This is a genomic window from Tahibacter amnicola, assembly GCF_025398735.1.
In the GTDB taxonomy this organism is placed as follows: Bacteria; Pseudomonadota; Gammaproteobacteria; order Xanthomonadales; family Rhodanobacteraceae; genus Tahibacter; species Tahibacter amnicola.
On the sequence record NZ_CP104694.1, the window covers coordinates 3,916,058 to 3,940,577 of the forward strand.

Sequence of the window (24,520 nt, forward strand, 5' to 3'; positions counted from 1 at the left end):
ACAATGGCGTTTTCGCGCGGGCCTGGCTCGGCCGAGCCGCCGTTGCCCTGAACGCCACAGGCGCACATTGCAGCGACACACCAAGATGACCCACGACGCCGACCGGCTACAGACACTGTTCGATGCAGTCCTCGATCTGCCCCCCGAGCAACGTGATGCGATGCTCGAACGCGAATGCGCGGGCGACACGGCGCTCCTCGCCGAGTTGCGGGAGTTGCTTGCCGCGGATGCGCTCTATCGCGACACGACGGCGCAGTTCGTCGCCGATGTATTCGGCACGCTGATCACGGGCGGGGCCGTGAAGGCGCCGCTGTTCGGCCTGCGCGTCGGCCCCTGGCAGCTGCACGAGGAACTGGGCAACGGCGGCATGGGTACGGTGTATCGTGCTGAGCGCGTCGACGGCAGCGTTAGCCAGACCGTTGCGATCAAGTTCGTGCGGCGCGAGCTGCTCGACGCGAGCACGCTCAAACGCTTTCAGTTGGAGCGCCAGGTCATGGCGGCGCTCGACCACCCGCACATCGCGCGACTGCTCGATGCCGCGCAGCTGCCCGACGGCACGCCCTACTACGTGATGGAGTATGTCGACGGCCTGCCGATCACGCAGTACTGCGATCGAGAACGCCTCGACGTGCGCCAGCGCGTCGAACTGGTGCGCAAGGTCTGCAGTGCCGTCGCCGAAGCGCATCGCGGACTGATCGTCCATCGCGACCTGAAGCCCGGCAACATCCTGATTGCTGCCGGCGGCGTGCCGAAGCTCCTCGATTTCGGCATCGCCAAGCTCTTGCAGGCAGCGCCGGCCCTCCCCGGCGCTGACGAGACGGCAACGGCGCAGCGCTACTTCTCGGCCAGCTACGCGGCGCCCGAGCAGATCAGCGGGAAGGCGGTGGGCGTCGCCTGCGACGTCTATGCCCTGGGACTGTTGTTGTACGAGCTGCTGGTCGGCGCGCGTCCCTTCGACTTCAACGGAATGACAGCGGGACAGATCGAGCGGCATATCCTGTCGGTACCGCCTCCCCAGCCGAGCAGTGCCGCGTTGCGTACGCCGGGCAATGGCGTGGCGCGCGCCCGCCAGCTCAAGGGTGATCTCGACGGCATCATCCAGCGCTGCCTGCGCAAGGATCCGCACGAGCGCTACGCCTCGGTCGAACAGCTTGACGCCGACCTGCGCAGGTACCTCGAAGGGCGGCCCGTGCAGGCGCGCGGCGGCCATGCCTGGTATCGCGTGCAGAAGTTCGTGCTGCGCAACAAGGTATCGGTCGCGACGGGTACTGCGGCGATCCTCGCGCTGGTGCTCGGCCTCATCGGATTTGCATGGCAGGCGCACATTGCACAGGCGCGCGCTGCGGAGCTGGAGCAGGTGTCACGCTTCCAGGCGCACATGCTCGAGCAGATCGATCCTGCGAATGCCGGTCGACTGCTGACGACCGATGTCACCGAACGCCTCGCCGCGGCACTGACCAAAGCCGGCGTTGACGAAAAAGAACGCGTCGCGCGACTGGCGGCATTTGAAGCGGAATGGCAAATGCTGAACGCTACCGATGCGGCGCTCGCGCTGATCGACGGCACGATCCTGAAGCCAGCGGTAAGCGCGATCGATACCACCTTCAAGGATCAGCCGCTCCTCGACGCGCGACTGACGGAGGTGCTTGCTGCGCGCTACATGAACCTGGGTTTGTGGGAAGCAGGTCAGCACCTGCAGGAGCGGGCCGTTGCGCTGCACGAGCGAACGCTCGGCGCAGAACATCCGCTCACGCTGGCGTCGAAAGATGCTCTCGGCGAGATCCTGCGGATGCGCGGCAAGCTGGACGAGTCCGAGCGCGTTCTGCGCCCGACGCTGGAGCAGCGCCAACGTGTGCTCGGACCCGATCATCTCGACACGCTGGAATCGATGGACAGCCTGGGCCGTTTGCTGCAGCAGCAGGGCAAACAGTCGGAAGCCGAACCGCTGCAGCGCGAACTGCTCGCCCGGCGCCGGCGCCTGCAGGGCCCGGACGACCGCGCGACGCTGACGGCGCTGCACGCGCTCACCATGACGCTCTACGACCAGGGCAAGGCAACGGAAGTCGAGCCGATGGCGCGCGAATTGTTCGAAGCGCGACGGCGGGTTATTGGCGTGGACGCCCCGGAAACGTTGAATTCCCTGTCGCTGCTGACGGCGAACTTGCTTGAGCAGCAACGCGCGGTCGAGGCCGAACCGCTCCTGCGCGATGAGCTGGAACGCCGGCTTCGCGTGCAAGGAGAAATGCATCCGGAGACCATCAAGACCTATAACCGAATGGCGATCCTGCTGGGTCAGCTGGGCCGGCATGCGGAGGCCGAACCGTATTACATCGAAGCGCTGGACAAGGCGCGTCGCGTTTATGGCCCCGCGCACCCGGCGACGCTGGCCTTCGAAATGAACCTGGGTACCGTATACACGAATTCCGGCAAGTTCGACGCAGCCGAGCCACTGCTCGTCAGCGCCGTCGAAAAGCGCAGAGCGCATTTCGGCGAGAGAGGCGCGGACACGATGCGCGCGACAATCCGTCTTGGCGAGTTGCGCGTGAAACAGGGGCGTCATGCCGACGCGGTAGCCCTGCTCGCGCCGATCGAGGACGCCAGCCGAAAGGCGTTCTCTGGCGCAAAGTTGTTCAACCTGTCGAAACTGCTCATAGCGCTCGGCGAGGCGCAAACCGGCCTGAAGGACTATGCCGCCGCCGAACGCAACCTGCGCGACGCCGAAAGAACTATCGAGAGCGATCCCATCGAGGACCCACGGATGCGCGCCGGATGCGCCGAGGCGTTGCGAGCGCTCTACAGCGCCTGGCCGGAGGCTGACCGGCCACGTGGGCACGACGCGAAGGAAATACCGTGAGCGCGAGCGTCGGGTATTCGCCGTGGCCCAGCCATTCCAGGAGCAGCCTGTAATGGCCGCGACATGCTTCCAGCCGAGCCAGGCAACCTGAACATCCAGGAACATGCCGAAAGAGTCCTACTTGATCTATGCGCTGATCGTCGCGTGTGAGATTGGCTTCTGGGTCGTCCTTCTGCTGGCCCTCGCAATCCGCTACCTGATCCGAAATGAGCGACTGAGCCGTGCGCTCCTCGTCTGTCTGCCGCTGATTGATTTTCTGCTCATTATTTTCACGGCAACCGATCTGCGCCGCGGCACCACGGCCACCTTTGCGCATGGGCTGGCAGCCGCCTACATCGGTTTCACGATCGCCTTTGGAGGAATAGCAGTGAAGTGGTCCGACGAGCACTTTGCCCACAGGTTCGCTGCTGGCCCAGCGCCCACAACAGCCCCCTCCCGCGGATGGGGGCTTGTGCGTTACGACTTCACGCTATGGACCCGATGCGTTGCCGCCTGCCTCATTACGATGACCCTGGTCGAAGTGCTCGTACAATTGGTTGGCAACACCGAATCCGCTCAGCCATTGCTTGCGTGGCACAGACACGCCTTCGGCTGCATCGTGCTCTGGTTCCTATTCGGTCCTGCATGGAGCCTGGCAACCGCGTGGCGGCGTGCGCACTGACCTTTCCTCGTATGCTCACGCATCACTGTCAGCCCGAGGGTAACCCAGCGCGAGAATCAGGTATTCGTGAAAGTGCTTCGCTCGACGCTGCCATTCGAGTATGAAATCTGGCCGCAAATTCATAATCGCCGCACACTCAACCACCCTACGCCCCATTCCACGCCTCAAACCCGTTGCCGTAGATGCGGTCGCTCAATCGCAGGATGTAGCAGTTGTCATCAATGCGGTTGCACACGACATACACGCCCGGTCGCGGCGCGCAACGGAAGCGCCCGAATGTCCCGCTGCTGACCGCCGCCGGACCGCCGGGAAAGCTCTGCGCCGTGCACGTTCCGCTATCCACATCCAGCAGCTGGACGGCGTTTCCACCACTCCAGGCCACGAAGCGATGGAGTGTGGGATCGTAGGCCCAGCCGGCTGTTCCACATTGAACTGCCCACGTAGCGCCGCCCGCACCTTTTCCGTCACCCGCTCAGGCTTCTGCCTCGGCCAAAACCACGCGGTTTCGCCCGCTGCGCTTGGCCTGGTAAAGAGCAGCGTCGGCATGCCGCATCAGGTCTTGCGGCGTGGAGCCGTTGAGCGGAAACACGCTGACGCCCACGGATACACTGAATGGGCCGAGCATTCGGCCGCGATGTTCCACCTCCATCTGCTCGACGGCCGCACGGATCGCTTCAGCGCGTCGCTGGGCGGCTTCCAGAGTCGCATCAGTCAGGACGATCGCGAATTCCTCGCCGCCATAGCGGCACACCACGTCCTCGCTCCGGCATGCGCTACGCAGCAAAGCACCCAACTGGGCCAGCACGGCATCGCCTGCCTCGTGACCATGGGTGTCGTTGACCTGTTTGAAGTGATCCATGTCGACCATCAGGACCGACAACGCCGAGCGCCGACGAATCGCGCCGTTTACCTCTCGCTCTAGCGACGCCTCCAGGTACCGGCGATTGAACAGGCCGGTCAGCGGATCTTTGATGGACTGCGTGCGCAAGGTTTGCTGCAGACGCAGATTGGCCAAGGCCAGGCCGACATGACTGGCCGCTGCCAGAGCCAGTTCGCGTTCAGCGGGCGTGATCAGTCGTGGGGCGTCGAGCGTCAGCACGCCCAACACCTCGCCTTGCGCGGCCAACGGGATGCATACGTAGGTCGCATCCGGCTCGTCCGGATTGGGGAAGTGGACATGGCGGCAAACAAAGCCTTCGGGATGCGAACCGGCCGGGAACGGCCGTCCGCGCCGGATCGCCCAACAGTCGTCGGGCAGGAAGATGGATTCCGCCAGCAACCCGTGCTGCCCCCAGTGCGCGCCGATCGCCACGGTGGACTGCGACGCATTGATCAGGGCCAGCCGTCCCCCTAGTCCCGGCAGCAAGGTGCTCAGCTTTCCGCGCAGGCCTTCGCGCGCCTCGTCGAGATTGAGGCAGCTCTGCAAGAGCTCCGACAGTTCGGTGAGCTGGTTGGCGTCGTGCGTAATCTGCCGCATCTCCGCGATCGAGCTCGCCAGCGTCTGGGCTGTATCCTGCAGCTCGGCCTCGGTCGTGATGCGTTGCTTCTGCTCCCGGAAAACCGTGAACAGCACAGCGCCGAGGAACAGCGTGCAGGCAAACAACGATGCCGGAATGGACAGGCGCAACTCCCGCGACACGTCGCTCATGCGCGCTGTGAGGGTTGTGAAGTCGGCGTCACTGCGGGCGACCAGTTCGGCGATCGTGTGATCCACCGCATCCATGGCCGCGGCACCACGGCCCGAAGCCACGAGGGCGGCAGCATCAGCGGGCCCGGCTGTCCGGTACACGGCCAGGACTTCCGCCAGGATGGCCAGGCGCTCATTGATCTGCCTTTCTAACGTCTGCAACAGCTCAGGCTGCGTCTCGCCCACCAACTGCAGCAACTCGTGGCGCGCCCGATGCAAATCCGGCTGCAGCGCGATGTATTTTTCCAGTTCCGAATAGTTGCCGGTGATCAGATAGGCCCGCTGGGCCGATTCGACGGCCTTGAGATCGGACTGCACGCGGACGGCGCGTTCCTTCTTCTCGATGGCCGCGGCAACGCGCAGCGCGGTTGTTGCGAATTCCCGGGCGCGATCATCCACCTGTACACCGATCAGCACGAACAGCAGCCCGGTGGCCAGGAACGCGATCAAGAGCCGTGCCTTGAAGGATTGCACCATGCCGTCTCCATTGCGTATGCCGCGCGGGGCTCGGTAGCACCGGCCAGTTCGACGACCACCGGAGCAGTGGTATCCATGGTATGCAGACAGCACTGCCAATGCCATCCGAGCGCTGCCGGCGATCGGCGCCGACCCGAACCGACCTCGCCCGGACCGGACCATGACGGCGCCGAGCTCTGCCGTGACAGAGTACGCCGTCCCGATCGACCTAGCCGTTCCGTTTCCTGGGCAGGTTCTTGTCCACGATCGCAAACAGAATCAGCGAATAGCTGAGCGTTCGCACAATGTATACAACACTGCTTTCCTCCTGCGGCAGCGCGACAGTGACCATGGCGCAACGACCGATGGTCTCCAGCACGAATGCGGAAGCAAAAAAGGAAGAAGCGGTCCCGGGTCGTCCGGTAGAAGCGAAAGAAGATGATCGCGATGATCAGTGACGTCGTCGCGATCGACCCCAGCATGAAATTGTTCATCGCACCCTCATTCGCGCGAGGACAGCAGTCCGTAGACGAGCAGCAACAGGGATATTTCCGTCAGCCAGAGACGATACGTCAACAGATCTACGTCCGGCAGGATGATCTTGTCGATGATCAGGACAAAATTGCTGACCGTCAGGCCCACAAAACAAAGGCCGCTCCAGCGCAGGACCGCATGCCGCGTGCGCCGGAAACTGCGCAATAGCAGGAATGCACACAGGAGCGAGGTCAATCCGCAGAGCGTGTATACGAGGTTCGTCATAGTCCTCGATCCTTGGAAAAGCGGAACGCCGCAGCAAATGTCTCCGCCACTACCGATGGTGTGCCGTGGATGAGGTGGGTAACGTCGATCAGATGTTTGGCATAGGTGTCCGCCAGGGCGTCCACCAGGTGCGTCAGCTCAGGCGTCGCGGGCAAATACCGGTAACAGGACGGGCCGGGTGCACATTGCTCGGCAATGCGCAGTTCGGCAAGGTCGCGGAGCAACTGGTCAGCACGCTTGTCGAGCAGGTACAGTCGTTGCGCCAACCGCGTCGAATCCCACGCGGTGGAAGGCTCCGCCCTGAGCAGCAAAATGGCTTCCACGTGAGGCACCGAGATTCCGCTCGTCAGCAAGAACCGGCGAAGTTCCTCGGGTATTGTGCCCCCTGTCATATTCGCCCCTGAATTGCCGGCATTCCGATCGCCTGCCGATCCTGCCCCAAGTGTCCGTTGCCAGCACGGATTGCGTGCGCTCCCGGCAACGATCGACCCGGCATTGTGAGCTACTCGCCCCACGGACCGCCGCACCCCCGCCCCGGACGCGGGTATAGCAGTCGTGGCGCGTATGCGCGGCGGTACGGGATCCCACGCCGCTCTGCAATCGTGACGAAGGAGGACCCCGCCCTGCGCTGCTACGGCCAACGCAGCATCCGGCGCAGCGAATCCGCTGGTACTGGCGTCACGGTCTATCCATTATCAGCGAGGAAACGTTGCGGTTTCGTCAACGGCGAAGCCGGCCACCGCGCCGACACGCCTGACGCCCGCCGGCTTGCCGAGCCCGACAAGACCCAACGGCTCCACCATTCCCAGTTGATGCACGTCAGCGACCCGAACCGTGGAATACGTAGGATGTGACTCACGCCCGGAGGAGAACGTCATGAGTCCCTTCGCGAAATCCGTATAGGTCACCTGGGCTTTGTCGCTGCTGCTGTCGGGATGTGTGACGGGCGGTGTCCGTCACGGCCACTTCATGCGAGACAAAGTGATGACCGTCGACGAGAGCACGACATTGCCTCCATATTGGCTGCACATTCCCCTGCGAAGGTGCGTGTCGTTCGCCCGGAGCGGCAGTCAACGAGGAGTTCACCATGGCACACCGCATCGCGGTGGGACTGGCCGTGCTGGCCGCCGCAGTCCCTGCCCTCGCCGGCAGCATCGGCGGGAGCACGATCACCGTTTCCACGACCACCGACGAGCTCACGCTCAACGGACAGTGCAGCCTGCGCGAGGCCATCACCAACGCGAACAACGACAACCAATCCGGCTCAGCCGATTGCGTCGCCGGCAGCGGCGCGGACACGATCGAAGTGCCGGCCGGCAGCTACGACCTTGCGATCGCGGGAACGGGTGACGACCAGAACGCAAGCGGTGACCTGGACATCCTGGCCGACCTTGTGCTGAGCGGCGCCGGGATGGAAACAACGGTCATTGACGGCCAGAATCTGGACCGGGTTTTCCACGTCAAGAGCGGGTCGGCCACATTTCGCCGCTTGACCGTCCAGGGCGGATCATCCTCCGACGGGGGCACGCCAAGCCAGGTCGCCGCCGGAATCCTGGGGACGTCAAGCGGCGTGCTCGTCCTGGACCGTACGCGTGTCGCCTACAACACCACGACGGCCACCGGCGCATTCTCCTTCGGGGCCGGCGGTGTGCTCGCCAACGATCTGACGCTACGGCAGTCGCAGATCGATCACAACACCGCGACGTTTTTGCGCGCTTCGGGTGCATTCGCCGGTGGTGTCGCCTGCGACGGCACGACCTGCGACATTAGCGACACTGTCATCAGCAACAACACCGCTCTGACCACGTTTACCGGCACCGGTCCGGGACCGCTCATGACCGGCGGACTGACGTTCTGTTCGCTGCACCTCACGCGAAGCCGCATCCACGCCAACGAAGCAACGGGTTCCACCTCTGCGGCGGGAGGCATGAGAAACAGTTGCGGCAGTACGACAATCACCATGAGCCACACGCTCGTGGACGGAAACTCGGCGACGGTGACCGCCGACATGTCCATCGTCAGCGGGGGTCTGGGCAACGGCGGCGGCGATGTCACTTTCCACCTGAGCAACATGACCTTCGCCGGAAATATCGCACACACGGGCAGTGTGCAGCGGACCGTTGCCGCCGGCGGCATCACCAGTGGCGCCAGCGCCACCTGGAACCTGCGCCAGTCCACGTTCAGCGGCAATCGCACCGACGGTTCGGCGGCAAACACCTTCGCGATCAACGGTGCTGGCGTCTATTTCACGGTGGCCAACACGTTGTTCGACGGCGACGCCTGTTCGGGTGCCGTGACGAGTCTCGGCGGCAACCTGGAAGGTCCGGACGCGACCTGCGGCTTGAGCCAGTCCAATGACCAATCCGCCGTCGCCGACCGCGGTGTCGAGGCATTGGCCGATAACGGCGGCGGCACCTTGACCCTTGCCCTGAAGGCGTCCAGCCCGGCCATCGACCGCGGCGACGACAGCCAGTGTGAAGCGCTCGATCAGCGGGGCGTCCCCCGTCCCTTCGATGGTGACGGCGATGGCACGGCCACCTGCGATGTCGGCGCCTACGAACTATTCGACCGGGTGTTTGCCGACGGGTTTGAGTAAGTACACCGTTCCACCAGAATACGCACGGCACTGCCGGGCGATACGACAGGGCGGTTGCCGGTTCTGACAGCGGAACAAGAGCGGCAAACGGGGACACCCGGCAACAGGTGTCCCCGACGACGCGCGGGAACGTCAGCAACGTGAAGACTAGAAGGCCGGCTGCTACGTGGCTCGTCCGTTTCGCCGTGGCAGCCTAGTCGCAACCGGCTCCCTCATCCCCCGGCCCACCGTAGTAGAACCAGTTTCTCCAGTTCGGATCGGCACTGTAGAACGGGCCGTCCGCGCTGTAGCATCTGGCGTCGGTGACCGAGATGGATCCGGCGTCGAACCACCAGGCGGTCGCCGGTGCCCACACATAGAGCAAATTGCGAAAATAGGCGGCACGCCGGAAATGCGTATTGGCGTAGGCGCCGCTGCCCATGTCCGTGGACGTTGCTGCCGGAGCCCGGCTGTCGAAGACTTCGCCGTACCAGTCCAGGCGGTCTGCAATATCGCGGATACCCTTCTCGGAGAACAACGTGCCGCGTTCACAAGGCGGTGCCGCACCGCCAATGCAGTGAGGGTAATACCCGACCCATTCACCGGCCGCACGCACCCACCAATTGCCCTCCCAGAGCCGCACCTCGACGTCGAGGCTGTATTGTTCGCCATCGGTTGCACTGGCCCACGGAATCAGCGACATGCCCGGCGCCACCGTCGGCGACACCTGCACCCAGCCTTGCACCAGCGTGTTGTATCCCCCTGCCCAATCTCCCGACGCGGATCCCGCCGTGCGGTAATAGGTGAAGAACACCGGCCGACGCGCAGGGCTGAATCCGCTGGTTTCAATCTTGCCGGCCTCGATGGCCTGCATCGGTGTACCGCGGATGACGGCAGTCTGCGCGATCGAGGTTTCATTGCCAACCGGGCCTTCCGTATCCCAGATATTGACCCGTCCGATGGTGCCAAACACGTCGCCAAAGCGATGCCAGACCGCGTAGTACCGATTGTTCGACGAAGGCGCCGGGGGCGGCAGTTTCGACACGATATCCAGCGGGTCGGCCGGCAGATAGCGCACTTCGTTCAGATAGCTGTCGATGTCGAAACGCACGATGGGCACAGTTCCGGGTGGCCCCATCGCCGCTCCATCCAGCTGCAACTCGGTGAGCGCTACCCCCTCCTTGCGAATCGGATGCTTCGCTGCGTCGAGATAGGGATTGCTGACGCTCTCCGCGTACGGATGCGGGTACATCTCCCGGGGAGGCGACGCAATCGCGCCACCCTCGGTTTGTGACTCGGGTTTGATCCAGTCGAGGATCTGACCGGACTTCGTCACCGTGGATGTGACCACCTCGTAGCGCGCACGCTGATCCTCGAAGAACTTGACGATGCGAATCTTACGTCGCTGGTACTCGTCCGGGTCGAGTTCGTCGTCCTGTACGGCAGGCGCTTCCTGCTTTTCCGACCCGGCCTGGGCATGAGAGATTGGCGCCGCCAACAGCAGCAGCAGCGCAGACACGCCGGCGTACCGGCGCATTACGTCGTTCATGAAGATCGCCTCTTGTTGTGAATCGTCGTGTTGTGAACCTTCTGGCAGGCGCTCCCGAGGTCCGCAAACGACGTCGGCGGATCAATCAGGAGCACTTTCCATCAAACGCCGATTGGGCAACCTTGTCCCAATAGGCATTGATGGAAACGTGCAAGACGCCAAGCCCCCCACCCCTGGAACGCCGGGTGGCGACAACTTGACAGCAGCGACTCACAGACGCCCGTTTGCCCCGTCCTGGCGTGGCGGGCTTCTCCAGGGAAAAGATTCCTGCTGCACCGGGCCACGTCGCGCAGACGCGCCCGGAACGGGCTGCGGAAGTCCGGGCCCTTAAAACCTGCAGGCGGCTACGGAGCAGCCTTCCGAAGGCGCGCCAGCAGAGCAGCGGCTTCACGGAGTTTCGGCTGCAGCTCAACGGCCCGGTCTAACGCCGCGATAGCCTCAGCCGGGCGACGGAGGCGTTCCAGCAATTGCCCGCGGCGCCAATGGACATTGGCTTCCGGTACATCGGATGCACTAGCACCAATGGCAATGTACCGATCCAGTTGAGCCAGACCTTGTTCGAAATCCGAGTTCATGTCCAGGCAAAGACGGCCTGTCATGTACAGGGCGAACGGTTGGTCCGGTGAGACGTCCAGGACGCTCCGCCACATCGCGCGAGCATCCGCGGCGCGCTTCTGCTCGAGCAACAAGGCATTGAGCGGCCTGAGGACCCGAAGATCGGTCGGCGCATCGATCAACGCGCCGCGCAAATGCCGCTCAGCCGCTTCCGGATCACCGTCGACGTGCCGCGCGATGATCGCCGCGCCAACCCGGCCCAACAAACGGTTGCGCGACGCCAACGCCACCTGCTCCGCCCGCGCCTTTTGCGCCCCACCACCCAGCGCGGCCGGCGTTTGCGCGTAGAACGCCATCAAATCCAGCTGGATTTCGGCATCCGCGGTGTCAAGTTGACGGGCGCGCTCCAGCGCTTCACGCGCCTGACCGGCCCAACGCAAACGGGTCAGTATGGAGGCGTCCTCGGCGCGCTTCCCCAGCGACAGGCCCAACCAGTGCCATGCGCTCGCGGATTGTGGTTCCCTGCCTGTCCACTCTTGCGCATTCGCTACGGCAGCGTCTGTATCGCCGTCAACAAGTGCATTCTCTACCGTATTCATCGGCGGCGATGCGCCGGGCGCCAAATGGTACAGGCCTCCACCCAGCAGAATCGAAAATCCGATGGCCTTTATCATGGGATTCTTCTTGTTTTCAGTGGGTTTAACTGCGCGATAGCAAAGATGTCGCCGGTTGGCATCGCTGCACGTATTGGTATTTTGAAATCACTAATACGACCTAAAACACGCCACTACATTAAAAGTAAATATCACATCCACGCGGCACCGCAACAAAATTTGCCGTTGATACGCAAATTTGTTCCATTCGCGAAATTAGCTGTCAGTTGTGAATTTAGGTTATTGACGTGAATATTTCACCGACGTATAACACCGCACATTCGGAGTCGGGGAAATAGATCACGGATTTTGATCTGCGAATAATGGCTAAGGAATTTGGCAGTGTGTCGCCGCGGGGAGCGGCGTGAGCAAAACAGGGCGGTCTGAGTCGCGCTAAACGTTTCATCCAAAGCGCGTCTACACATCGGCCATCGTCCACCTGCGACGAAACGGCCGAATCGACAAGCAGCAATTCGCTCACTCCCGTAATTCTTGGCGATTGCAGGCAAACCACCTGCATCAACCGGCGTGCATTCGTGCGAACGGCGCGAAGCGCTGGCAGAAAGATCTAAGGAATCCACGGTGTCGCACACAGCGCCGCTGCGGGCTGCCTTTGTCCAAATTTCGCAAGCCATTCCAGCGGCTCAATCCCCGGTGTTGCCGACAACGGCATGACGGCGTGCGCCCGTTTTCCTGCCGGGATCTCAAGGCGCCAAAGCCCGTGTCGATACACCGGCTACTACGAGGAATTTCGTCCATGAGTACAACTATTGCGATTGAGCAAATGATCAAGGACTACATGGTCGGTTCGGCCGGAGTTTCGCCGGACAAGCTCGATGATCCGGAGCGCAAACTCTCCGAGCTCGGCCTTGATTCGCTCAGCGTGATCGAAATGCTGTTCGAGGTCGAAGACAAATACGGCGTGCACGTCGACGACCCCATGCCACTGAAGGAACTCAATCTGCGGGAACTGTACGCATTCATCGCGGAACTGGTGGAAAACAAGCAAGATTCCTCGAAGAATGCCGGATCGGAACCGGTGCCTGCCCCTGCCGGCGCGACGGCCGATGCGTAAGGTCTTCATAACCGGCATGGGCGCCATCACGCCCCTTGGCCCGGATCTCCCCGCTTCGTTCAATCGCCTGATGACCGGCGAAGGTGCCATCGGCGAGGCGCCAGCGGCCGTCAAGCAGTGGCTGCCTGACGCCATTGCGGCCCGCATCGACGACAGCTTCGACGAGCGTTTGGGCCGGCAAGAGCGCACGCTGGATCGCGCTACAAAATTCGCCCTTCTGGCTGCGCGCGAAGCCATGGCCGATGCAACACTCTCCTTGACAGAAGAGGAGAAGGACCGCGCCGGCGTCTTCTCCGGCATCGGCATGGGTGGCGCCGCCACGCTGGATCAGATCTACGAACGCTTCTACAAGCGACTGCATCGTGTAGACGGCGAAACCGGCAATCCGACCGTAGTCCATCCCTTCACCGTGCCGACGGCAATGGCCAACGCATCCGTGGCGTGGCTGTCGATTCTGGGCGGTATGCGCGGTCCGACACAGACCTACAGTGTCGCCTGCTCATCGTCCGCCGTTGCCCTTGGTGAAGCCTATCGCGCCATCAAGCACGGCTATGCCGAAGTCATTGTCGTGGTGGGCACCGAGGCGATGCTTTTGCCCGGGCCGTTCGTGGCCTGGAATGCACTGCGAGTCATGGCGTCACGCGCCCAGGACAACATTGCTGCCAGCTGCCGGCCGTTTTCGCGCGACCGATGTGGATTCGTGCTGGGTGAAGGCGCCGCCGCACTCGTGCTGGAGTCGGAAGAGCGCGTACGACGCGATGGCCGCCGCTGCTACGCCGAATTCTCCGGCTACGGCATGTCCAGCGACGCGTCACATATCACAATGCCCTCGACCGATGGCCAGATACGGGCCATTCGCCGGGCGTTGGATGACGCGCGTTGTGCACCCGAGTCCATCGGCTACATCAATGCGCACGGCACGGCGACGGACGCCGGCGACATCAGCGAAACCAATGCGATCAAGCAGGTATTCGGCGATCACGCGCACCGGCTGGCGGTGAGTTCCACCAAGTCCATGCACGGGCATCTGATCGGCGGTGCCGGTGCTCTCGAGTTCGCCATCGCAGTCAAAGCGCTGGAGCGAGGCTGTGTCCCGCCGACGGCCTATCTGACCGATGTCGATCCCCGTTGCGACCTGGACTATGTCCCACAACACGGCCGCGAATGCGCCGGGTTGAGCGCCGTCATCTCCAACTCCTTCGCCTTCGGCGGAACCAACGTCAGCCTGGTCGCCCGAGCCCCTACTCACTGATCCCGCGGATATGCGCATGCACGCCGAGTTGCCGACATATGACTTTGCCACCATGACGGACGTGATCCTCGCGTTCCTCGATGGGAGCCGTAGCACGTCTGCGTCCCGCGTCATCCTGACGCGGGAGCGTGCCGAACGTGCGATGGACCACGTGGCCACCGCGCGCGCGGCACTGCGTGTCGCCGGCGGACTGCGTGAACGCGGCATCGGCGCCGGCGACATCGTGTTCATCGCCCTGCCTTCGCGCGAAGACTATCTCGTGCCGTTCTGCGGAGCAGTGCTGGCAGGATGCCTGCCCTGCTGCGTGCCGGCGCCGGGTGAAGACATGCCGGCACCGGAGTTGTCGAATCATGTCTTTGCGGCCATGGAATCGCTCACGCCAAAGGCATTGATCGCCGTACCAGCGCTGGCGGAAAGCCTGCAGCGGGACCCGGTGCTGGCGGCGATCGCGATGAGCGTTGATCAACTGTGCGAGGCAGCGCCGCTCGACCGGAATTCAGTCCACCGTGGCGAGCCCGACGACCTGCACCATCTGCAGCTGACTTCCGGTTCCACCGGGCGACCGAAGGCCGCGGCGCTGACGCATCGGAATGTCCTCAGCAATATCTACTTGACTGCCCAGGCCGGAAAGGCCGATCTCACCAAGGAATGCGGCGTCATCTGGTTGCCGCTGTTCCATGACATGGGATTGATTGCGCTGCTTTCGGCGTTTGTGCACGACGTGAGCATCGTGCTGCAGCCACCGGAAGACTTCATCCGCAATCCGCTCGGGTGGCTCAAGAACATCTCCCGATTCGGCGGTACGTCATCGGCGGCGCCGAATTTTGCGCTCGCCTACTGCGTGCGCCGCTTCCGCCCGGAGCTCATGCACGGCGTCGATCTGTCCGGATTCCGCGCCCTCGTCGTCGGCGCCGAACGGGTGCATTTCGAGACCGTCCGCGACTTCGTCGACACCTTCGGCCCCTACGGCTTTACCGGCGACATGATCTACCCATGCTACGGCTCGGCGGAACTCACCCTCGCCATCACTGTGCCCGACGGCCGGCACACTGGAACGATCGGGCAGCATGTGTATTGCGACACGGTCGACGCGACTGCCGTCGACGAGCACCGCGCGCCGACAGACCCAGTACTCAGTCTGGGGCCTCCACTGCCCTCCACGGTGATCGAAGTCCGCGATGAATATGGCAATGCGCTGCCCGAAGGCGGCGTAGGCCACATCCACGTCAAGAGCGTATGCCTGATGCGCGGCTACTACGGCGATCCGGAGCGAACTGCCCTCGTCATGCGCGACGGCTTCTATGCGACCGGCGACCTCGGGTACCTCCGTGATGGTGAGCTGTATGTGCTGGGACGCATCAAGGAACTGATCATTCTTCGCGGTCGCAACTACTACCCGCACGAATTCGAGGAATGTATTGCGCGTCATCCCCACGTGGACATCGGACGCGTTGCCGCCTTTGGCGTCGCCGACGCCAAGCTGGGCAGCGAGCGTCTGGTCGTCGCGGTCGAGCCCGAGGACTACCGCAATCTCGCCAGTCTTCGCCTGGAACTGCAGGAACTCCTGCGTACCGAGTTCGGGTTTGGCGCCAGTGAAATCTGTTTTGTTTCGCGCGGACTCATTCCGCGTACTACGTCGCGCAAGATCCAGCGAGTGGAGTGTGCACGTAGCTACACCGACGGCAGCTTGCCGCGGATAGAGGTCGCCCTGCCGGCCGAAACGCGCAACGCGCTCGTCTGAGCCACCGTCCAATCCCACCGCAGTCAATAAGAGAGCCCTCAACCATGACTACCACTGCTCCGAATACCCTGGAGTTGCTCGCGCGCGAAGTCGGCCGAATCACCGGGGCGGGCAACGCTCCCACTGACGTAAGCCTGTCTGAACTGGGTGTGGATTCGCTGAACATCATCGAGATGATCGTCTTCTGTGAGCAGCTCTATGGTGTTTTCGACCCCGAGAAGATCGAACTCTCCGCCTTCACGACGCTCGCCGATCTCGACCGGCAGCTCCACAGCCTCACGACAGCGGCTGCGGCCTGACCAGGAACCCGCACTGTCATGAATGCTGCCGATCACCGTGCGGCCCTACGCGTTGCTCGCCTGGACTACCGGATTCTGCCGACACCGTTGCGTTCCGCGACTGACAGTGCCGACGATACGGTGCAACGTTTCGCCACGGCGATCGGCAAGGCCGCAAAACCACTGCTGGACATGGCCCCTGTCGACGACTATGTCCTCGGCTCTACGCTCAATTCGCCCCTGTTGTCCGATCCGGAATCGCTGCGCGAATCGTTTCGTGCAGTGATTGCCGAACATAGTGGCCGACTGCCGCAGCTGTCGGTGAATGTCTACGAGTGCATCAACTGGGCGCTGCTGTTGAGAAATGCACTGATCAAAGCCCGTCATGAGGATCGGCCACGCCGGCTTCTCATGCAGATCGCAGATGCCGACATGCATGGCATTCGCGCCACCTGGCAGACGCGGACCTACGGCAACGCCCGCTTCGGCATCGCCACCGTTCTCGTCGATGTCGATCCCCGCGGCGACGATGGTCCCATCGAGATTGGCTGCGCTCCGGTCGACCGTTCGATGATGAAGTTCGGCGGCGTTCTTCGCCAGGCTTACCAGCGGGCAGGCGACGCCACGCTTGCCGTGCCGTTCTTTCCGGAACCCACGCGGGGCGCGTTCCGCAAGATGATTCCGAACCTGCGTGCCGTGCCGGATCGTCACGACAGCTACGGCCATTGTTTTGGTTGCGATCCGTGGATCGCCCTGGGCCACGATCACGCTGAACGCGGCGGCGAGATCCACTATGTTCTCGGCTCGCTGGCTCTCAACGGTTACTACGCTGTCGGGCGCGTGACCGTGGGTGCCGGCACGGTATGCACGGTGGACATGGCCGCATGAACACCTGGTCCCTGACCCTGCAGTTGCGCACGACGCCTTTCGCAACGCCATCGCCGGCCGATGCGCGCACACCACCGTTCCGCGCCATCGACGATTACGCCGCCATGAACGAGCTGGCGCACCCCTCGACGACGCCGATCCTCCTGGGCTACGGCCAGTTCTACCAACTGATCGAACGCCTGGTGGCACAGGCCCGGACGCTCCAGTTCGATGCGCCCGTGCTGCTGGAAGTGACCCGGCCGCTGGGGGTTCCAGTGCCGGAATCCCTGCTGCGCGCCGATGTACTCATCGCCGACCGCATAGATGACGAACTCGCCTACTGGCTCCGGACCGCCCGGCGAGGCGTGTTCGCCGCCCGTGTTCGTCTGCGCCGCGAACCACACGAATACGGCGGAAACCGACTGAGCCTGCTGGCGGGTTCACGCATTCACGAAAGCGACCCTTTACCGGCGTTTCTCCACGCACTCGGACGCGCGAGCGCGTGGCAAACACTGGACTGCGACGACGCTGCCGCTTCCTGGCACTCCACTTCCGAAAGCCGACTCTCCCCATGAACCACGCCGCCGCTTCCACTGTTTCGCTGATGTCTGGCGACGCGCCTGCCGCACGCCTGCACGCGTTCGATTCTGCGTACGCCAACGGACTTCGCATGCGACCGTTAGCGCCAGAAGAAATCCAGGCGCTGGAAACGCCAGCCTACGTCTTCGATGCGGCAGTGGTGCGTGCGCGCTACGCCGCATTGCGGCAGGCGCTCGGTACGCAACTGGTGGTTTCACTCAAGGCCAATAGCCTGGTCGACCTGTTGATGCGCTGCGCGCCGGCATTCGTCGATGGCGTGGAGCTGGCCAGCATCGGTGAACTGGGCCAGGCCGTCGGTCGGGTCAGCACGACCAAGTTCGTCAATAACCCCTCCATGGATCAGGAGTTCATGCAGGCCGCTTCGGTGTCGGGCTGCACCTTCATCGTTGACAGTGTCGACCAGGCGCAGCGTCTGTCCCGGTTGCCGCGGCCGCGCAATGGAACGCGCACTCTGCTGCGCTTGAACAGCGGTGCGCAGCGGGGACTGCCGCGCCACGACCATTTCGGCATGCAGGTGGACGACGCTGTTATCGCTGGTCGACTCCTGGCCGCGGCTGGCTGCACCGTCGACGGCGTTCACGCATTCAATGGCTCCCACAATTTCGTCAACGACGGTGTAGCGCACGTCGAAGTCGTGGCACAAATGCTGCCGGCGATTGAAGGTGGCCTGGGTCATCGTCTTCGCTACGTAAATCTGGGCGGCGGGTTCAGCGAAGACTGGGAGTCACAGACGGAAGCATTCGCGCGCTACCGCGCCTCGCTGTCCGCGCTGGCTGATCACTACACACTCGCGCACGAATCGGGCCGCGGCGTGTTCGCGCGAGCCGGCGTGTTTGTGACGCGCGTGGTGACGACCAAGACACTTGGTCAACGCCATATTGCCGTCTGTGACGGCGGAATGGGCCAGAACTTTCTGCTGGCCGCAACGGAGGGCATGCTGCGCAAACACCGCAGCCCCACTCTCTGGCCGACGCACGCCCCCGCCACGGACGCCACCGACGTGCAATTCGTCGGAAGTTCGTGCAGCCGCCAGGATGTGATTGGCCAGATACAGGCCACCACGCATCGGCCCAAGTCCGGCGACTACTGCCTGTTCGACGATTGCGGTGCGTACAACAGTTCTTACACGGTGTCGAAATTTCTGTCGCTGCCGCCGCCGCGGCTCTACGTGCGCGCCGAGGTCGACGCCGAATGAAGAGGGCTGGCGCAGTTGCCCGATCCTGCTCCGACGCCGTCCTGCACCTGGCGCACGCGAGCACGACGGCAGAAGGTTTCACGCTCGCGCTGGCCGGTATCACGGTCTCCCGCGGAGAGCGCCTGGGCGTCATCGGCCGCAACGGCTGCGGCAAGACCACGTTGCTTGAAGCGTTGGTCGGGCTGCGCGAGATGGATCGCCTGGAGGGCACCCTGCTGGGACAACCCCTGCAGGCGTTCCCCCGCGACCCGGCCCTGCGCGCGCAATGCGGCGTCGTGCTCCAGCAAAGCGAGCTGTCGCTGTACACCACGGTGCGGGAGGTGCTGGCCCTGCACCAGTCGCTGTACGCCTGCCCGTGGCCGGATCTCCACCGGCGGCTGGCGCTGGACGAACTACTGAGTCTGCGCGCACGCCTGCTGTCGCGTGGACAGCGCCAGCGTCTGTATTTGTACCTCGCCTTGGCGCACCGCCCGCGCCTGGTGTTGCTGGACGAGCCCATGACGGGGCTGGACCGACGATACGTCGATCTGGTTGCCGACTTGCTCCGGAATAGTCCGGAGCTGGCCGACACGGCGTTTCTGATCGTCGGACACACACCGGACGAACTGGCGTTGTGTGACGCGTTCGTGTGGATCCACGAGGGACGCGTCGTTGACCGCGGCAACCAGGCCATGCTGCTCGACCGGCACCTGGGCGCTTACCGCACGCGTATCCATTCCGCCGAGGCGGCGCAGATCGACTGCCTGCTGCTGGAACTGGACGCGTCCGGCATTCCGTTGCAGCGCGTCGAGCGCAGTCACCCCAATCACCTGCTGCTGTTCAGCAGTCGCCCCCTGGATGCGGAAATTGCCCAGCGCGCGCCAGAGCACGGCTGGGTGTCGTTTGAGTCTGGCCGCTCGCAGCTGGAAGACCTGGTCCGTACCGGGCCCCGGGCTGCCCACGCCGCGCCAATGCGCATCTCGCCAGGCGGCGTGACCGAACTGGCGGAGGTGATGCCATGAGCACCACCGTGGCCGCTCCCACACCGTCGCTGCTGGCGATGACGCGTCCCTCGCGCCTGAACCAGCTGCGCACTGTCATGGCCAACGAACTGCGCGCCTACCTGCGCAATCGGATGGCCATATTCTGGGTCTTCATCTTTCCGCTCCTGCTGTTTGTCATGTTGGGGTTTGCGATCGGGCGCGACCTGGGTGCGCTGCGGATCGCGATCGTGGCGGACGAGGACGCCGCCAGCCAGGCGCTCGCCGAACGAATTCAGTTTGGCCTGCGCGAAGCCACGCTCTATCGCGCGGAGTTTGTCCCATCGTCGAGCCCGCAGGAGTCCAACATCTCGCTTCGGATTCACGCGGGCCGGGATGCCGCTGCGCCGCCGCGCGTGGTGCTGGACTATCTCCCCGGCTACAGCTCGGCGCTGTACCTGGGCATCAAGTCGATAGAGCGCACCGCATTGGAATATGCGTTGGAGAGGACGCCATCGGCGGCGACTGTCGAGGTGGTGCGTCAGGCACGTCACGGTACCGCGGAGCCCTTGGGTTTTGATCGGTTCCTCTTCTCCGGAATCATTGTACTGATGCTGTTGTCCGGGGGCGTCCTGTCGCTGGCCTACGCGCTGACCGGGCAGCGCGAGCAGAACATTCTCAAACCCCTCGCCCTGTTTCCCTTGCGTCCGGCCATCTATCTCCTGGGCGTCATGGGCGCACGCCTGATCGTGATGGTCGTTGCGGCAGTGGCTTTTGCCAGCCTCGGCGCCACCGTGTTCGGCCTGCCGATGCAGGTCTCACCGCAGCGCATCTTCGCCGGCTTTCTGCTCGTCGTTGCCGGCGGCACGGTCTTCATGAGCATCGGCTTCGCCATCGCCTCACGCACGCATTCCTCCGCCGCCGCTGAACTCGTCGGCAATGCCGTCTACTACCCGCTGTTGCTGCTGGGCGACCTGACGATTCCCCTGCGTGAGCTGCCGCTGGGACTGGAACGCGTGCTGCACTGGATGCCGACCAACCAGCTGGCGGCTGGGATTCGCGATGCCCTCTACGTTGACACGCCCTTCCAGTGGCCGTGGACGCTGTTCGGCTACCTCGCGGCAACGAGCGCGCTGTTTCTCGTCATCGGCGCCCGCGCCTTTCGCTTTCGTGGGGAACACCGCTGATGACCGTGACATCGATGGGTGCGCGCGTTCTGTTCGCCGGCTTGCTGGGTGCGCTTCTGAGCTGTCTGCCCGTGCGGGCCGCACCGGACGCGCAGGCGCTGCTTCAGGCCAGCGACGCTATCCGGAATCCGCGCGAATCGTTCAAGTTATCGACGGAGCTCTTCGAGTACCGCGCCGGAAAACTCAAGAACAGCCTGCTGCTGACGGTCTACGCACGGCCCGACGGTGATGGTCGCTACGGCAACCTGATCCGCTTCGAAAAGCCCGCACGCGACGCCAACAAACTGATGCTCTTCCAGGGAAAAGACCTCTGGTTCTACGATCCGACGGCCCGCGCGAGCTTTCGCCTTTCACCGCGGCAACGCCTGATCGGCCAGGCCGCGAACGGTGATGTTGTCAATGCGGCGTTCGCCCGTGACTACCAGGCCGTGGTAGAGGCCGAAGAGGACGTCGCCGATGGCGATCGCGCAACGCGCCAGTCCTACAAGTTGCGCCTGACTGCGTCCACCCCCGACGCCACCTATGCCGCGATCGAATACTGGCAAGACCGCGCGACCGCGAACCCGATCAAGGCGCGCTTCTTCACCGCAAGCGGCCAGTTGCTCAAGACCGCCTTCTACCGGAAATTCGAACCTTGGCTCGGTAAAGAACGGCCTACCGAGGTCGTCATCATCGATGGCCTGAACGCGCAGTGGGTAACGATTCTGCGCTACGCGGGGTTCGCCGCCCAGGAGATTCCCGAAGCCTGGATGCAGCGCGACTACCTGCCGAGGTTCCAGAACTGATGGCCGCGCCGCGAATTCTCATGGCCGTCTGCATGGGCTGCCTCGCGCCGTCCGTGGCGTCTGCGCAAGCGCCGAGCGCCGATGAAACAGCGGCGCTGGACCTGGCACCTCCGGAATCGGCAATGCCCGACACGGATGCGCCTGAGCCGGCGAACATGGCGCTGCAGGGCATGCTGGAGTGGGCGCTGGGCCACGACAGCTGGCGGCCGCACACCTTCGCCGGACCGCCGCCTTCCCACGCGCGCGGGCGGTTCTCTGCCGCCATCTATGTGGACCGGCCGCTGACCGATCAGGTGCGCGGTGTGTTCGCCGATCGCATCGACATCGGCTGGCGCGCCGGCGAGGGGACGCCGGACGCTGATGCAATCACGCATACGTTGAAAGAGGCCTATCTGAGCATCGGTGCGAAGGATGCGTTTCTGGACGTGGGCCGCTTCAACGAACGGATCGGCGTCGCCTATGCCTACAATCCTACGGATATCGCACGTCGCTACGCCGTCGTGGCCCGCCCATCCGACGACCCGGCCCTGGTCCGCAGCGACCGGCTCGGCAAGGTCGGCATTCGCGCCCAACGCCTCTGGCCAGACGGCTCGGTCGTGGCGGTCGTGGCGCCGAGGCTGCGCCGTTCGCCCAGTGGCGCTGTTCTCTCGCCCTACATCGAGCGTAGCAACAGCGACACGCAGGCGTGGGTGCGCGCCAGCCGACGGTTTGGTGAAGCGACGCAGGCCGAAGCGCTTGTTCACTACGATCCGGCCAGCGGTGCGGCCTGGGGAATGAACCTTTCGACCTTGTCGGGCGAAAGCACCGTCATCTACGCTGAGGCGCTCGCCACGCGCGAAGGCAGCCTGGCGCAGCGTGCGCTCGCGCCAAGGGATCCAAATGCGCCATTTGCACTGCCCGACGTACACGACGCATACCGGCTGCGTGCATCGCTCGGCGCCAGCATCACGCTGACGGAGAAATTCTCCACGGCACTGGAATGGCACTACGACGGAACCGCCTATGACCGGCAGGCATGGGACACGCTCGCCAATCCACAATCCGTGGATCAGCTGCGACGCTACTTGCAGGTACGTGCCTACGCCGTGGAGGCACAGGACAACCTGACGCGCCAGTACGCCTTTGCGCGCGCTGCCTGGCGCGAACCCTTCGGCAAAGACACCGCACTGACCGCATTTACGCGCGCCAATCTCGCCGACCACAGCCGTTACACCTGGCTGCAGTTCGCCCGTGACCTGGAGCACTGCAGCCTGACCGTCACGTTCGCCCACGCCGCCGGCGATCGCCACACAGAGTTTGGCGACGTCCCGGCCCGTACGAGTTTGCAAGTCGCCCTCTCTATCGCCCTGTGAACGCCATGACACCCGACGCTTCCGCCATCGCAACCCCACGCCCCGCCGCCGCGCCCCCGATACCGCTGTATCCGTTCGAACTCGATCGCGCTCAGATCCAGCAGTTTCTCCCGCATCGCGGAGATATTCTTTTCGTTCGTCACCTGCGCGTACTGAGTCACGATCACTACATCGGCCAGGCGTGCTGGGACGCGGTTGGAGCGGGCATCGCGGGCCACTTTCCCGAGTGTCCCGTCGTTCCGGCGGTATTCCTGATCGAGGCTGCTGCGCAGATCGCCGGCGCCGGAATGTTGGCAGGCGATCCCATTGCCCGTCGCAATGCACCAGGACGGGTCGGCATGCTGGCTGGCACCCGTCGGTGTTCATTCACGCGCCCCGTTCGCCCCGGTGACGTGCTCACCTACGAACTCACGGCGCGCCAGGTCGGCGACGATTTCGCGCAAGTCAAAGGCACTGCACAGCTTGGGTCGCTTCCGGTCGCCCAGTTTGAATTGCTGGTGGCACAGGCACCGCTGGACAAGCTCGCCGAATTCCTTCCTGTCGACGACCTTCGGCGCGGCAGCGCCGGCGTATTCGGATTTCCACTGCAAGGCGATACGTCCACACAGCATCCATAAGCACGTCGTTTCATTTCTTACGGCCAATTCCTCCGACCTCTCCTCCTCTCCAAGGGATGTCACTCATGCGAATTCTTCTTCTGATTGCCGCAGTGCTCCTGCTGCTTGAGCGCCTCTATCCCGCGCACAAACAGCCCGCGTCCAGGCACTGGGTCGTACGCGCCCTCGCCCTCAACCTGATTGGCATTCCCCTGCTGATGATCGGACAGAAAACCTGGATTCCGTTCTTCAAGGCCCATCCTTTCATCGACCAGCTCCAGTCGATTCATCCTGTCCTCGGCGGTTTCGTTGCGTTTCTGACCTTCCAGTTCTTCCTGTACTGGTGGCACCGCCTCAAGCACACCAACAACTTTCTGTGGCGCACGCTGCACCAGATGCACCACAGCCCCCGCCGCATTGAAGTGCTGACGGCCTACTACGGCCATCCGCTCGACGGCCTTGGCAACCTCATTCTCAGCGCCTTCGTCTGCTGGTGCCTGCTTGGCCTGCACTGGACGTCCGTGGCCTGGTTCGCCCTGATCGAGGGCTTCTACGACTACTTCACCCACTCCAACCTGCGCACGCCGTACTGGATTGGCTACTTCATTCAGCGCCCGGAAATGCACCGGGTACACCACGAACACAACGTGCACGCCTCGAACTACTCGCTGCCCATCTGGGACATGCTGTTCGGAACCCACGTCAACCCGAAGAAGGGCGAAGAGATTCCCGCCTGCGGTTTCGACGAGGAGAAGGAAATGCGTCTGGGTGCCATGCTGCTGGGCCGCGACGTGCATCGCGATCCGTCACCGGCCACCGCTACTGTTCCGGCAGCAGCCGCCACCGAATCCGGCGACGCTGGCCGCTGAACGCTCTCCGATTGG

Annotated in this window: 24 protein-coding genes and 1 pseudogene; 17 read left to right on the plus strand and 8 right to left on the minus strand. The window is 63.6% G+C overall.

The genetic code is table 11. From position 1 onward, the window contains the following. The first annotated feature begins 85 nt into the window (after window positions 1-85). Together N4264_RS15565 and N4264_RS15570 are read left to right on the plus strand one after the other, a co-directional pair. Window positions 86-2,854 carry a serine/threonine-protein kinase gene (locus tag N4264_RS15565; protein ID WP_261693154.1) on the plus strand — a complete coding sequence of 923 codons (2,769 nt, stop codon included), beginning with the start codon at window positions 86-88 and terminating at the stop codon, window positions 2,852-2,854. Window positions 2,855-2,975: 121 nt separating this feature from the next. Beyond that, entirely contained in the window at window positions 2,976-3,515 is a 540-nt protein-coding gene (locus N4264_RS15570) for a hypothetical protein (protein ID WP_261693155.1), read from the plus strand. Window positions 3,516-3,660: 145 nt separating this feature from the next. On the opposite strand, the gene N4264_RS15575 is transcribed toward N4264_RS15570, so the two are convergent. The 3 genes from N4264_RS15575 to N4264_RS25865 form a co-directional block, all read right to left on the minus strand. Further along, entirely contained in the window at window positions 3,661-3,897 is a 237-nt protein-coding gene (locus N4264_RS15575) for a hypothetical protein (RefSeq protein ID WP_261693156.1), read from the minus strand. A gap of 90 nt (window positions 3,898-3,987) precedes the next feature. Further along, window positions 3,988-5,679, minus strand: a complete 1,692-nt coding sequence (locus tag N4264_RS15580; RefSeq protein WP_261693157.1) for a diguanylate cyclase — start codon at window positions 5,677-5,679, stop codon at window positions 3,988-3,990. Window positions 5,680-5,887: 208 nt separating this feature from the next. Further along, window positions 5,888-6,010 (minus strand): hypothetical protein, encoded by a 123-nt coding sequence (locus tag N4264_RS25865; RefSeq protein WP_425508280.1) that lies wholly within the window; start codon window positions 6,008-6,010, stop codon window positions 5,888-5,890. On the opposite strand from N4264_RS25865, the gene N4264_RS15585 reads away from it, so the two are divergent. Then, window positions 5,964-6,116, plus strand: a complete 153-nt coding sequence (locus N4264_RS15585; protein ID WP_261693158.1) for a hypothetical protein — start codon at window positions 5,964-5,966, stop codon at window positions 6,114-6,116. The two genes, N4264_RS25865 and N4264_RS15585, sit on opposite strands and share 47 nt — an antisense overlap. Here the strand turns inward: N4264_RS15585 and N4264_RS25870 are convergent. The 3 genes and pseudogenes from N4264_RS25870 to N4264_RS15595 form a co-directional block, all read right to left on the minus strand. Continuing rightward, window positions 6,096-6,152, minus strand: a pseudogene (locus tag N4264_RS25870) (hypothetical protein); the annotation flags it as partial. The gene N4264_RS15585 and the pseudogene N4264_RS25870 sit on opposite strands and share 21 nt — an antisense overlap. A 7-nt stretch (window positions 6,153-6,159) precedes the next feature. Further along, entirely contained in the window at window positions 6,160-6,417 is a 258-nt protein-coding gene (locus tag N4264_RS15590) for a DUF5985 family protein (protein ID WP_261693159.1), read from the minus strand. Beyond that, a complete protein-coding gene (locus N4264_RS15595; RefSeq protein WP_261693160.1) occupies window positions 6,414-6,740 on the minus strand; it encodes a hypothetical protein in 327 nt (108 codons plus the stop codon). The genes N4264_RS15590 and N4264_RS15595 overlap by 4 nt, the downstream gene beginning before the upstream one ends. A gap of 764 nt (window positions 6,741-7,504) precedes the next feature. On the opposite strand from N4264_RS15595, the gene N4264_RS15600 reads away from it, so the two are divergent. Further along, complete coding sequence (locus N4264_RS15600; RefSeq protein ID WP_261693161.1) at window positions 7,505-9,013, plus strand: choice-of-anchor Q domain-containing protein; 1,509 nt, start codon at window positions 7,505-7,507, stop codon at window positions 9,011-9,013. A gap of 193 nt (window positions 9,014-9,206) precedes the next feature. On the opposite strand, the gene N4264_RS15605 is transcribed toward N4264_RS15600, so the two are convergent. Together N4264_RS15605 and N4264_RS15610 are read right to left on the minus strand one after the other, a co-directional pair. Next, window positions 9,207-10,541, minus strand: a complete 1,335-nt coding sequence (locus N4264_RS15605; RefSeq protein WP_261693162.1) for a neprosin family prolyl endopeptidase — start codon at window positions 10,539-10,541, stop codon at window positions 9,207-9,209. 344 nt (window positions 10,542-10,885) lie between these two features. Then, window positions 10,886-11,770: a tetratricopeptide repeat protein gene (locus N4264_RS15610; protein ID WP_261693163.1), complete on the minus strand. Its 885-nt coding sequence runs from the start codon at window positions 11,768-11,770 to the stop codon at window positions 10,886-10,888. Window positions 11,771-12,506: 736 nt separating this feature from the next. On the opposite strand from N4264_RS15610, the gene N4264_RS15615 reads away from it, so the two are divergent. From N4264_RS15615 to N4264_RS15675, 13 genes are all read left to right on the plus strand, one after another. Further along, window positions 12,507-12,824: an acyl carrier protein gene (locus tag N4264_RS15615; protein WP_261693164.1), complete on the plus strand. Its 318-nt coding sequence runs from the start codon at window positions 12,507-12,509 to the stop codon at window positions 12,822-12,824. Continuing rightward, window positions 12,817-14,076 carry a beta-ketoacyl-[acyl-carrier-protein] synthase family protein gene (locus N4264_RS15620; RefSeq protein WP_261693165.1) on the plus strand — a complete coding sequence of 420 codons (1,260 nt, stop codon included), beginning with the start codon at window positions 12,817-12,819 and terminating at the stop codon, window positions 14,074-14,076. The genes N4264_RS15615 and N4264_RS15620 overlap by 8 nt, the downstream gene beginning before the upstream one ends. 16 nt (window positions 14,077-14,092) lie before the next feature. After that, on the plus strand, window positions 14,093-15,817 hold the full coding sequence (locus tag N4264_RS15625; protein ID WP_261693166.1) for an AMP-binding protein: 1,725 nt from the start codon (window positions 14,093-14,095) through the stop codon (window positions 15,815-15,817). 44 nt (window positions 15,818-15,861) lie between these two features. Beyond that, entirely contained in the window at window positions 15,862-16,116 is a 255-nt protein-coding gene (locus tag N4264_RS15630) for a phosphopantetheine-binding protein (RefSeq protein ID WP_261693167.1), read from the plus strand. A gap of 18 nt (window positions 16,117-16,134) precedes the next feature. Next, a complete protein-coding gene (locus N4264_RS15635; RefSeq protein ID WP_261693168.1) occupies window positions 16,135-16,983 on the plus strand; it encodes a hypothetical protein in 849 nt (282 codons plus the stop codon). Next, window positions 16,980-17,537, plus strand: a complete 558-nt coding sequence (locus N4264_RS15640; protein ID WP_261693169.1) for a hypothetical protein — start codon at window positions 16,980-16,982, stop codon at window positions 17,535-17,537. Before N4264_RS15635 ends, N4264_RS15640 begins: the two co-directional genes overlap by 4 nt. Further along, window positions 17,534-18,757, plus strand: coding sequence for a type III PLP-dependent enzyme domain-containing protein (locus tag N4264_RS15645; RefSeq protein WP_261693170.1), 1,224 nt, complete (start codon window positions 17,534-17,536; stop codon window positions 18,755-18,757). Before N4264_RS15640 ends, N4264_RS15645 begins: the two co-directional genes overlap by 4 nt. Continuing rightward, window positions 18,754-19,758 carry an ATP-binding cassette domain-containing protein gene (locus tag N4264_RS15650; RefSeq protein ID WP_261693171.1) on the plus strand — a complete coding sequence of 335 codons (1,005 nt, stop codon included), beginning with the start codon at window positions 18,754-18,756 and terminating at the stop codon, window positions 19,756-19,758. Before N4264_RS15645 ends, N4264_RS15650 begins: the two co-directional genes overlap by 4 nt. After that, window positions 19,755-20,903, plus strand: a complete 1,149-nt coding sequence (locus tag N4264_RS15655; protein ID WP_261693172.1) for an ABC transporter permease — start codon at window positions 19,755-19,757, stop codon at window positions 20,901-20,903. The genes N4264_RS15650 and N4264_RS15655 overlap by 4 nt, the downstream gene beginning before the upstream one ends. Continuing rightward, window positions 20,903-21,688: an outer membrane lipoprotein-sorting protein gene (locus N4264_RS15660; protein WP_261693173.1), complete on the plus strand. Its 786-nt coding sequence runs from the start codon at window positions 20,903-20,905 to the stop codon at window positions 21,686-21,688. The genes N4264_RS15655 and N4264_RS15660 overlap by 1 nt, the downstream gene beginning before the upstream one ends. Beyond that, window positions 21,688-23,040, plus strand: a complete 1,353-nt coding sequence (locus tag N4264_RS15665; protein ID WP_261693174.1) for a hypothetical protein — start codon at window positions 21,688-21,690, stop codon at window positions 23,038-23,040. Before N4264_RS15660 ends, N4264_RS15665 begins: the two co-directional genes overlap by 1 nt. 5 nt (window positions 23,041-23,045) lie before the next feature. Further along, window positions 23,046-23,657 carry a 3-hydroxyacyl-ACP dehydratase FabZ family protein gene (locus tag N4264_RS15670; RefSeq protein WP_261693175.1) on the plus strand — a complete coding sequence of 204 codons (612 nt, stop codon included), beginning with the start codon at window positions 23,046-23,048 and terminating at the stop codon, window positions 23,655-23,657. A 65-nt stretch (window positions 23,658-23,722) separates the two neighbouring features. After that, window positions 23,723-24,505: a sterol desaturase family protein gene (locus N4264_RS15675; RefSeq protein WP_261693176.1), complete on the plus strand. Its 783-nt coding sequence runs from the start codon at window positions 23,723-23,725 to the stop codon at window positions 24,503-24,505. Window positions 24,506-24,520: the final 15 nt, after the last annotated feature.

Bases quoted from the DNA above. Each gene is read 5' to 3' on its own strand.
- N4264_RS15565 (WP_261693154.1), top strand. From the start codon at position 86: ATGACCCACGACGCCGACCGGCTACAGACACTGTTCGATGCAGTCCTC.
- N4264_RS15580 (WP_261693157.1), bottom strand. From the start codon at position 5,679: ATGGTGCAATCCTTCAAGGCACGGCTCTTGATCGCGTTCCTGGCCACC.
- N4264_RS15585 (WP_261693158.1), top strand. From the start codon at position 5,964: ATGTATACAACACTGCTTTCCTCCTGCGGCAGCGCGACAGTGACCATG.
- N4264_RS25865 (WP_425508280.1), bottom strand. From the start codon at position 6,010: ATGGTCACTGTCGCGCTGCCGCAGGAGGAAAGCAGTGTTGTATACATT.
- N4264_RS15590 (WP_261693159.1), bottom strand. From the start codon at position 6,417: ATGACGAACCTCGTATACACGCTCTGCGGATTGACCTCGCTCCTGTGT.
- N4264_RS15600 (WP_261693161.1), top strand. From the start codon at position 7,505: ATGGCACACCGCATCGCGGTGGGACTGGCCGTGCTGGCCGCCGCAGTC.
- N4264_RS15605 (WP_261693162.1), bottom strand. From the start codon at position 10,541: ATGAACGACGTAATGCGCCGGTACGCCGGCGTGTCTGCGCTGCTGCTG.
- N4264_RS15610 (WP_261693163.1), bottom strand. From the start codon at position 11,770: ATGATAAAGGCCATCGGATTTTCGATTCTGCTGGGTGGAGGCCTGTAC.
- N4264_RS15615 (WP_261693164.1), top strand. From the start codon at position 12,507: ATGAGTACAACTATTGCGATTGAGCAAATGATCAAGGACTACATGGTC.
- N4264_RS15620 (WP_261693165.1), top strand. From the start codon at position 12,817: ATGCGTAAGGTCTTCATAACCGGCATGGGCGCCATCACGCCCCTTGGC.
- N4264_RS15625 (WP_261693166.1), top strand. From the start codon at position 14,093: ATGCACGCCGAGTTGCCGACATATGACTTTGCCACCATGACGGACGTG.
- N4264_RS15630 (WP_261693167.1), top strand. From the start codon at position 15,862: ATGACTACCACTGCTCCGAATACCCTGGAGTTGCTCGCGCGCGAAGTC.
- N4264_RS15635 (WP_261693168.1), top strand. From the start codon at position 16,135: ATGAATGCTGCCGATCACCGTGCGGCCCTACGCGTTGCTCGCCTGGAC.
- N4264_RS15640 (WP_261693169.1), top strand. From the start codon at position 16,980: ATGAACACCTGGTCCCTGACCCTGCAGTTGCGCACGACGCCTTTCGCA.
- N4264_RS15645 (WP_261693170.1), top strand. From the start codon at position 17,534: ATGAACCACGCCGCCGCTTCCACTGTTTCGCTGATGTCTGGCGACGCG.
- N4264_RS15650 (WP_261693171.1), top strand. From the start codon at position 18,754: ATGAAGAGGGCTGGCGCAGTTGCCCGATCCTGCTCCGACGCCGTCCTG.
- N4264_RS15655 (WP_261693172.1), top strand. From the start codon at position 19,755: ATGAGCACCACCGTGGCCGCTCCCACACCGTCGCTGCTGGCGATGACG.
- N4264_RS15660 (WP_261693173.1), top strand. From the start codon at position 20,903: ATGACCGTGACATCGATGGGTGCGCGCGTTCTGTTCGCCGGCTTGCTG.
- N4264_RS15665 (WP_261693174.1), top strand. From the start codon at position 21,688: ATGGCCGCGCCGCGAATTCTCATGGCCGTCTGCATGGGCTGCCTCGCG.
- N4264_RS15670 (WP_261693175.1), top strand. From the start codon at position 23,046: ATGACACCCGACGCTTCCGCCATCGCAACCCCACGCCCCGCCGCCGCG.
- N4264_RS15675 (WP_261693176.1), top strand. From the start codon at position 23,723: ATGCGAATTCTTCTTCTGATTGCCGCAGTGCTCCTGCTGCTTGAGCGC.